General features: G+C 56.9%; 9 protein-coding genes and 4 tRNA genes. All 13 read left to right on the top strand.

What is annotated here, in order from left to right; translation table 11 throughout:
• Nucleotides 1–616: 616 nt before the first annotated feature.
• A complete protein-coding gene (gene birA, locus ACIPOO_RS27500) occupies nucleotides 617–1,585 on the top strand; it encodes a bifunctional biotin--[acetyl-CoA-carboxylase] ligase/biotin operon repressor BirA (RefSeq protein ID WP_400611206.1) in 969 nt (322 codons plus the stop codon).
• 66 nt (nucleotides 1,586–1,651) lie between these two features.
• Complete coding sequence (locus ACIPOO_RS27495; RefSeq protein ID WP_400611204.1) at nucleotides 1,652–2,071, top strand: hypothetical protein; 420 nt, start codon at nucleotides 1,652–1,654, stop codon at nucleotides 2,069–2,071.
• 141 nt (nucleotides 2,072–2,212) lie between these two features.
• Nucleotides 2,213–2,297: transfer RNA gene (locus ACIPOO_RS27490), tRNA-Tyr, on the top strand.
• Nucleotides 2,298–2,323: 26 nt separating this feature from the next.
• Nucleotides 2,324–2,397 (top strand) — tRNA-Gly (locus ACIPOO_RS27485).
• Between the two features lie 26 nt (nucleotides 2,398–2,423).
• A tRNA-Thr gene (locus tag ACIPOO_RS27480) sits at nucleotides 2,424–2,499 on the top strand.
• A gap of 187 nt (nucleotides 2,500–2,686) precedes the next feature.
• A tRNA-Trp gene (locus ACIPOO_RS27475) sits at nucleotides 2,687–2,762 on the top strand.
• A 45-nt stretch (nucleotides 2,763–2,807) separates the two neighbouring features.
• A complete protein-coding gene (secE, locus tag ACIPOO_RS27470; RefSeq protein ID WP_081569200.1) occupies nucleotides 2,808–3,176 on the top strand; it encodes a preprotein translocase subunit SecE in 369 nt (122 codons plus the stop codon).
• A 9-nt stretch (nucleotides 3,177–3,185) separates the two neighbouring features.
• Nucleotides 3,186–3,719 carry a transcription termination/antitermination protein NusG gene (gene nusG, locus ACIPOO_RS27465; protein ID WP_010443972.1) on the top strand — a complete coding sequence of 178 codons (534 nt, stop codon included), beginning with the start codon at nucleotides 3,186–3,188 and terminating at the stop codon, nucleotides 3,717–3,719.
• Between the two features lie 119 nt (nucleotides 3,720–3,838).
• Nucleotides 3,839–4,270 carry a 50S ribosomal protein L11 gene (rplK, locus tag ACIPOO_RS27460; RefSeq protein WP_007933726.1) on the top strand — a complete coding sequence of 144 codons (432 nt, stop codon included), beginning with the start codon at nucleotides 3,839–3,841 and terminating at the stop codon, nucleotides 4,268–4,270.
• Nucleotides 4,270–4,965 (top strand): 50S ribosomal protein L1, encoded by a 696-nt coding sequence (gene rplA / locus ACIPOO_RS27455; RefSeq protein ID WP_274134934.1) that lies wholly within the window; start codon nucleotides 4,270–4,272, stop codon nucleotides 4,963–4,965. Before rplK ends, rplA begins: the two co-directional genes overlap by 1 nt.
• Before the next feature lie 198 nt (nucleotides 4,966–5,163).
• Complete coding sequence (gene rplJ / locus ACIPOO_RS27450; RefSeq protein WP_274134933.1) at nucleotides 5,164–5,664, top strand: 50S ribosomal protein L10; 501 nt, start codon at nucleotides 5,164–5,166, stop codon at nucleotides 5,662–5,664.
• Between the two features lie 80 nt (nucleotides 5,665–5,744).
• The gene (rplL, locus tag ACIPOO_RS27445) at nucleotides 5,745–6,110 is read left to right on the top strand and encodes a 50S ribosomal protein L7/L12 (protein ID WP_274134932.1); all 366 of its coding nucleotides are present in this window, start codon (nucleotides 5,745–5,747) and stop codon (nucleotides 6,108–6,110) included.
• A 218-nt stretch (nucleotides 6,111–6,328) separates the two neighbouring features.
• Nucleotides 6,329–8,640, top strand: a 2,312-nt coding sequence (gene rpoB, locus ACIPOO_RS27440; protein WP_400611199.1) for a DNA-directed RNA polymerase subunit beta, incomplete at its 3' end; no start/stop codon positions are given.

Genomic DNA, 8,640 nt, shown 5'->3' with positions numbered 1-8,640 from the left:
CCCATCCCGAACTCAGAAGTGAAACGATGCATCGCCGATGGTAGTGTGGGGTTTCCCCATGTGAGAGTAGGTCATCGTCAAGATTAAATTCCAAAACCCCAATCGCTGACGCGGTTGGGGTTTTGTTTTTGCGCCTGGAAAAGTTTTCCACCCTGATGCCGCCCTGTAGGAGCGCGCTTGCCCGCGACTGCGCCAGGACAAACACCACTGCGCCGCCTGACCCACCGCCATCGCGGGCAAGCGCGCTCCTACAGATTGTGCCGCCCATCCCGTAGCAGTCCGGCTTGCCGGCGAGGCGATCTCGGGTCCGCCATCGTCTGAATGCGACCCCTGACCCCTGTGGGAGCGGGCTCGCCCGCGAAGGCGTCATTACCGACACCACTGCACCGCCTGACCCACCGCCATCGCGGGCAAGCGCGCTCCTACAGGGATCGCACCGCATCCCCGTAGCAGCACGGCTTGCCGGCGGGAGCGGTGTGTCACGCAACACACGTGTGACTGAACGCCACAAACCCGTAGGAGCGCGCTTGCCCGCGATAAGCCCCTGCCGCCCGGATCCTATGCACCGGCAGCGCGCATGGCTATGATGCGACCCTCACAGACAGGCGTGAAACGAATGCGGACGTTGTTGAAGCTTCTTGGGGATGGTGAGTTTCACTCTGGCGAAGACCTTGGATCAGCGCTGGGAGTGAGCCGTAGCGCTGTCTGGAAAAGACTGCAGCAACTCCAGGCGGAAACAGGGATTGAAGTCCACAAGGTTCGGGGTCGCGGCTACCGCTTGGCTAGCCCACTGTTTCTACTCGATGAGCAGGTCCTCAATCGATCGTTGAACGAGTTAGGCTGGTCGACCCAGGTCTACGACAGTATCGACTCTACCAACGCCCAGGCGATGCGTCTGATCGATGGCGAGGTTCAGTTGCCAATCCTGGTGCTGTCCGAGCAGCAGACGGCGGGCAGAGGCCGGCGTGGCCGCAAATGGGTGAGCCCTTTTGCCGAGAACCTATATTACAGCCTGGTGATGCGCGTCGAGGGTGGCATGCGTCAGCTGGAGGGCTTGAGCCTTCTGGTGGGCCTGGCGGTGGTCAGTATGCTTCGCGAGCTGGGAATCGCTGATGCGGGCCTCAAGTGGCCTAATGACATCCTGGTGGGTAACCGCAAGCTGGCCGGCATCCTGCTGGAGCTTACGGGAGATCCGGCAGACGTCTGTCATGTGGTGATCGGCATAGGCATCAACGTCAACATGCGCTCGGCCGCCGAGGTGGATCAGGCCTGGACTTCAATGATGCAGCAGGTTGGCCAGCCACTGGACCGTAACCAGGTCGTGGCCTCCCTCAGCAGGCACCTCCATCGCTACTTGAGCGAACATCGTGAAAAGGGCTTTGGCGCCTTCCATGAAGAGTGGGAAGCCAATCACGCATGGCAGGGCAGGGCGGTCACGCTGCTGGCGGGTTCCACGGCCATTGAAGGCGTGGTGGTGGGGGTCGATACGGTCGGAGCGTTGAAGCTCAGGATCGGCGATCAGGTGCAGGTGTTCAGCGGTGGGGAGCTGAGCCTGAGATTGCGGGATGAATCAGCGAGCGTGTAAAGCCTGGCGCCTTGCGGACATGTCTTTGCCGGTGGCGTGTGATTGGGTAGTGCGGATGAGGATGTTATGCGTTGGGTATTTCTGTTACTGGTCATGTTGAACGGCTTCTACTACCTCTGGCATCAGCAGCAAGCGCCATTGCGGCCCAAGGAGGTCGCGCCATTGGCGCAGTTCAAGGGCAATCGCCAGGATATTCGCCTGCTGAGCGAATCGGGCGTGAGTTCGAATGGCAATCTGCAGTGCCTGTATCTGGGCGGTGATATGCAGCCGAATCAGGCCAGGACCATCGAGCAGCGTCTGACGAGCCTGGATATTCAGACCCAGTTCGGCAAGCGCGTAGATGAGGCGGGGGCCGTTTATTGGTTGAAAGTCGAGCCCGAAAGCCGCCGTCTTATTGATGATGCGATGTTGCTCAGCCTCACCCAGGACTTCCCGCAATTAAAAAGTAAAATAATGTCGTGCGAGGGTGTTGCAACCGCAGGATAGTTTGCATAGAATGGCGCCCGCTTCGCAGTGCAGAGCAAATAGCTCTCACAGCGCAGCAAGCGTCAACGTTTGTAACCTCAAGATTTTATTGAGAAAAAGGTTGACAGAAGGGTGGCATGAGTTAATATGTCGCCTCGCTTAGGAGGGGTTCCCGAGCGGCCAAAGGGATCAGACTGTAAATCTGACGTCTACGACTTCGAAGGTTCGAATCCTTCCCCCTCCACCAAATTTCGAGCGTAAGCAGCATGCTCGGCGGGTATAGTTTAGTGGTAGAACCTCAGCCTTCCAAGCTGATGATGCGGGTTCGATTCCCGCTACCCGCTCCAAGTTTGCTGGTTGTGCAAAGTGTTTCGCTCTTGTAGCTCAGTTGGTAGAGCACACCCTTGGTAAGGGTGAGGTCAGCGGTTCAAATCCGCTCAAGAGCTCCATTTATAAAGGCAGATATGAAAGTATCTGCCTTTGTTTTAAGCGGTTGGTTGGGCCTAGTGTCGTGGCTTCAGGCCTGGGTTCAAGTGGTCGGTAGCGGTGGTTTGGAAGCGTCGAGAATCGACTTTCCGAATGGCTGTTGAAATCTTTCTGTCGGGCCAGCATAATGGTCGGCCTGATTTCGCTTTTAGGTCAGTAGCTCAATTGGCAGAGCGACGGTCTCCAAAACCGTAGGTTGGGGGTTCGATTCCCTCCTGACCTGCCAGATTCGCATAACGTATCTGGCTTTCTTTTCACAGGATTTTAGTAGATGAATCCAAAGGCTGAAGCCCCAGACTCCCGTTTTGATCTCGTGAAGTGGCTCGTTGTAGTCCTCCTGGTCGTCGTGGGTGTTGTCGGAAATCAATACTACTCGGCACAGCCAATCCTGTATCGCGTGCTCGCTTTGCTCGTGATCGCCGCTGTCGCAGCCTATGTAGGCCTGCAGACTGGCAAGGGCAAGGCTTTCTTCGTGTTGGCCAAGGAAGCTCGCGCTGAGATTCGTAAAGTTGTTTGGCCTACTCGTCAAGAAACTACCCAGACTACCCTGATCGTGGTGGCTGTGGTTCTGGTTATGGCGCTGCTGTTGTGGGGTCTTGATTCCCTGCTCGGCTGGCTTGTTTCCTTGATTGTTGGCTAAGGGTGTCCCGTGGCTAAGCGTTGGTACGTAGTGCATGCCTACTCGGGTTACGAGAAGCATGTTATGCGCTCTCTGATCGAGCGTGTAAAGCTGGCAGGCATGGAAGATGGTTTTGGCGAAATTCTGGTCCCTACCGAAGAAGTGGTAGAGATGCGTAACGGCCAGAAACGCAAAAGCGAACGTAAATTCTTCCCTGGTTATGTGCTTGTCCAGATGGACATGAATGAGGGTACTTGGCACTTGGTCAAGGACACTCCACGTGTCATGGGCTTCATCGGCGGTACGGCAGACAAGCCGGCACCGATCACCGATAAGGAAGCTGAGGCTATCCTGCGTCGCGTTGCCGACGGCAGTGACAAGCCCAAGCCCAAGACGCTGTTCGAGCCAGGCGAAGTGGTTCGCGTTACCGATGGTCCTTTCGCGGACTTCAACGGTACGGTCGAAGAAGTTAACTACGAAAAGAGCCGGATTCAGGTCGCAGTGCTCATTTTCGGTCGCTCTACTCCGGTAGAGCTCGAGTTCAGCCAGGTCGAAAAGGTCTAGCTGAGCGAGAAATCCCTTACCCCGCAGCCCTGGGCTGTGGGGTTTTGTCGTCACTGGGATAAACGCGCAAGTAACCGGGGAGCCTTTCGAGGCGTTCGAACCCGTAATTGGAGTGCCTCATGGCCAAGAAGATTACCGCTTACATCAAGCTTCAAGTGAAAGCCGCTCAGGCTAACCCAAGCCCGCCCGTCGGTCCTGCTCTGGGTCAGCACGGCGTGAACATCATGGAATTCTGCAAGGCCTTCAACGCCCGTACTCAGGGTCTTGAGCCAGGTCTGCCGACTCCAGTGATCATCACTGTATACAGCGACCGCAGCTTCACTTTTGAAACCAAAAGTACCCCTGCTTCGGTTCTGCTGAAAAAAGCAGCTGGCCTGACCAGCGGCTCGGCTCGCCCGAACACCGTCAAAGTTGGCACCGTTACCCGTGCTCAGCTGGAAGAAATCGCGAAGACCAAAAACGCGGATCTGACTGCTGCTGACATGGAAGCAGCCGTGCGTACCATCGCCGGTTCTGCTCGTAGCATGGGCCTTAACGTGGAGGGTGTGTAATGGCTAAGCTGACCAAACGCCAAAAGGCAATCGCTTCCAAGATTGAAGCTGGCAAGTCCTATAGCTTCAACGATGCGGCAGCTCTGCTGGCCGAACTGTCGACCGTCAAGTTCAGCGAGTCCTTCGACGTTGCTGTAAACCTCGGTGTTGACCCGCGTAAATCCGACCAGGTCGTTCGTAGCGCTACTGTGCTGCCGCACGGCACTGGCAAGACCGTTCGCGTTGCTGTCTTCACCCAGGGTCCAGCTGCTGAAGCTGCTCTGGCTGCCGGCGCTGACCGCGTTGGTATGGACGACCTGGCTGCCGAAATGAAAGGCGGCGACCTGAACTATGACGTCGTCATTGCTTCCCCGGACGCAATGCGTGTTGTAGGTCAACTGGGTCAAGTTCTGGGTCCTCGCGGCCTGATGCCTAACCCGAAAGTCGGTACCGTAACTCCAGACGTAGCCACTGCGGTCAAGAACGCAAAAGCTGGTCAGGTTCGTTATCGCACCGACAAAAACGGCATCATCCACACTTCCGTAGGCAAAATCGGTTTCGACGCCGACAAGCTGCGTGAGAACGTTGAAGCCCTGATCGCTGATCTGAAGCGTATCAAGCCAGCTTCTTCGAAAGGTATCTACGTCAAGCGCGTTACCCTGAGCACCACTATGGGCCCAGGCCTGGTCATCGACCAGGGTTCGCTGAACGCGTAAGACTGGCCACGGTGCGGGTAACCGCACCGTCGCAAAAATTGGGGTCCCTGCGTTGCGGGGGCTATCCAAGACCGTAGGCGGCGCAAGTCTTAAACCACAAGCCTACGCAGATGGTGCTCCCGGTTCCTTACCGAATCAGACACCAAAACGACATCCGGCTCCGGCCAGATGAAACGGTAACATGCAGGAGTTAAACCCGTGGCAATTAAACTCGAAGACAAGAAGGCCATCGTCGCTGAAGTCAACGAGGCTGCCAAAGTCGCTCTGTCTGCTGTCGTGGCTGATGCCCGTGGCGTGACAGTAGGCGCGATGACCGGACTCCGTAAAGAGGCTCGTGAAGCTGGCGTATACGTACGTGTCGTACGTAACACCCTGCTCAAGCGCGCTGTTGCTGACACTGAATTCAGTGTCCTCAACGACGCCTTCACCGGCCCGACCCTGATCGCTTTCTCCAACCAACATCCGGGCGCTGCTGCCCGTCTGTTCAAAGAGTTCGCCAAGGGTCAGGACAAGTTCGAGATCAAGGCAGCTGCGTTTGATGGCAAGTTCCTTGCCGCTAACCAGATCGACGTGTTGGCTACCCTGCCGACCCGCGACGAAGCCATTGCAAAGCTGATGAGCGTGATCCAAGGCGCTACCAGCAAGCTGGCTCGTACCCTGGCAGCTATTCGCGACCAGAAAGAAGCTTCCGCTGCCTAAGGCACCGCAAGCACTTTCGAAATCATATGTTTAATTTGATGGTCACGTAGGCCGTCACCCCCAATACAGGATATATAGTCATGTCTCTGACTAACGAGCAAATCATCGAAGCAATCGGCCAGAAAACCGTTCTGGAAGTTGTTGAGCTGATCAAAGCAATGGAAGAAACCTTCGGCGTGACCGCTGCTGTTGCCGCTGCTGGCCCAGCTGCTGCTGCCGCTGTTGTTGAAGAACAAACCGAGTTCAACGTTGTTCTGGTTGAAGCCGGCGAGAAGAAAGTCAACGTGATCAAGGCTGTTCGTGAACTGACAGGCCTGGGCCTGAAAGAAGCCAAAGAGAAAGTTGACACCGCTCCTCAGGTCGTTGCAGAAGGCGTTACTAAAGAAGCCGCTGCTGACGCCAAGAAGAAGCTGGAAGAAGCTGGCGCTAAAGTCGAAGTCAAGTAATTTCGACCTTGCGTCTCCAGCCCAAGCGTTGAGCGAACGGCTGATGGCTGGTGGCTTTTGCCACCGGCCTTTTTCCGTTATTGGCAGTCGATCAGGTCGACGCCGTAACGTGCTTCAACCACCGCGAATGGTGGCGCAAACCATGGGGTTTGCAAGATTTTCTGGCCGCTCCCGTCGGGGGAGGCCAAACAAGCAGGTGACCAAGCTGGGGAACGCTGATGGCTTACTCATACACTGAGAAAAAACGTATCCGCAAGGACTTTAGCAAGTTGCCGGACGTCATGGACGTACCGTACCTCTTGGCTATCCAGCTGGATTCGTATCGCGAATTCTTGCAGGCGGGCGCGACCAAGGACCAGTTCCGTGACGTCGGTCTGCATGCGGCCTTCAAATCCGTTTTCCCGATCATCAGCTACTCCGGCAACGCTGCTCTGGAGTACGTTGGCTATCGTCTGGGCGAACCGGCCTTTGATGTCAAGGAATGCGTGCTGCGCGGCGTGACGTACGCCGTACCTTTGCGGGTAAAAGTACGCCTGATCATTTTCGACAAAGAATCGTCGAACAAAGCGATCAAGGACATCAAAGAGCAAGAAGTCTACATGGGTGAAATCCCCCTGATGACTGAAAACGGTACCTTCGTTATCAACGGTACCGAGCGCGTTATCGTTTCCCAACTGCACCGTTCCCCGGGCGTGTTCTTCGACCACGACCGCGGCAAGACGCACAGCTCCGGCAAACTGCTGTACTCCGCTCGCATCATTCCTTACCGCGGTTCGTGGCTGGACTTCGAGTTCGATCCAAAGGACTGTGTATTCGTCCGTATCGACCGTCGTCGCAAGCTGCCTGCGTCGGTTCTGCTGCGCGCACTCGGCTACACCACCGAAGAAGTGCTGGATGCGTTCTACACCACCAACGTCTTCCACGTTCATGGCGAAACCCTGAGCCTGGAACTCGTGCCTCAGCGCCTGCGTGGTGAAATTGCCGTTCTGGACATCCAGGATGACAAGGGCAAGGTGATCGTCGAGCAAGGCCGCCGTATTACCGCGCGCCACATCAACCAGCTCGAGAAAGCCGGCATCAAGGCGCTGGACGTTCCGCTGGACTACGTGATTGGCCGTACGACCGCCAAGGCGATCGTGCACCCGGCCACCGGCGAAATCATCGCCGAGTGCAACACCGAGCTGAACACCGAAATCCTGGCCAAGATTGCCAAGGCCCAGGTTGTCCGTATCGAAACGTTGTACACCAACGACATCGACTGCGGTCCGTTCATCTCCGACACCCTGAAGATCGATTCGACCGGCAACCAGCTGGAAGCCCTGGTCGAAATCTATCGCATGATGCGTCCTGGCGAGCCGCCAACCAAGGATGCTGCCGAGACCCTGTTCAACAACCTGTTCTTCAGCCCGGAGCGTTACGATCTGTCGGCTGTTGGCCGGATGAAGTTCAACCGTCGTATCGGTCGCACCGAAATCGAAGGTTCGGGCGTGCTGTGCAAGGAAGATATCGTTGCGGTCCTCAAGACCCTGGTCGATATCCGTAACGGCAAAGGCATCGTCGACGACATCGACCACCTGGGTAACCGTCGCGTCCGCTGCGTAGGCGAGATGGCCGAGAACCAGTTCCGCGTTGGCCTGGTACGTGTCGAGCGTGCGGTCAAAGAGCGTCTGTCGATGGCAGAAAGCGAAGGCCTGATGCCTCAGGACCTGATCAACGCCAAGCCGGTTGCTGCAGCGGTCAAGGAATTCTTCGGCTCCAGCCAGCTGTCGCAGTTCATGGACCAGAACAACCCGCTGTCCGAGATCACGCACAAGCGTCGTGTCTCCGCACTGGGCCCGGGCGGTCTGACCCGTGAGCGCGCAGGCTTCGAAGTTCGTGACGTACACCCGACGCACTACGGTCGTGTTTGCCCGATCGAAACGCCGGAAGGTCCGAACATCGGTCTGATCAACTCCCTGGCAGCGTACGCTCGCACCAACCAGTACGGCTTCCTGGAAAGCCCGTACCGCGTGGTGAAAGAGGGTGTGGTCACTGACGACATCGTTTTCCTGTCCGCCATTGAAGAAGCCGATCACGTGATCGCGCAGGCTTCGGCGACCATGAACGACAAGAAAGTGCTGATCGACGAGCTGGTAGCTGTTCGTCACCTGAACGAATTCACCGTCAAGGCGCCGGAAGACGTCACCCTGATGGACGTCTCGCCGAAGCAGGTTGTTTCGGTTGCAGCGTCGCTGATTCCGTTCCTCGAGCACGACGACGCCAACCGTGCGTTGATGGGTTCGAACATGCAGCGTCAGGCTGTACCGACCCTGCGTGCCGACAAGCCGCTGGTAGGTACCGGCATGGAGCGCAACGTTGCGCGTGACTCCGGTGTCTGTGTCGTTGCCCGTCGTGGCGGCGTGATCGACTCCGTTGACGCCAGCCGTATCGTGGTTCGTGTTGCCGATGACGAAGTTGAGCCGGGCGAAGCCGGTGTCGACATCTACAACCTGACCAAATACACCCGCTCGAACCAGAACACCTGCATCTA

The sequence above is a fragment of the Pseudomonas sp. NPDC090201 genome (assembly GCF_044746825.1).
Classification (GTDB): Bacteria; Pseudomonadota; Gammaproteobacteria; order Pseudomonadales; family Pseudomonadaceae; genus Aquipseudomonas; species Aquipseudomonas putida_AD.
Note: the sequence above shows the minus strand (reverse complement) of the source record. Positions and strands in the feature narration are given on the sequence as shown.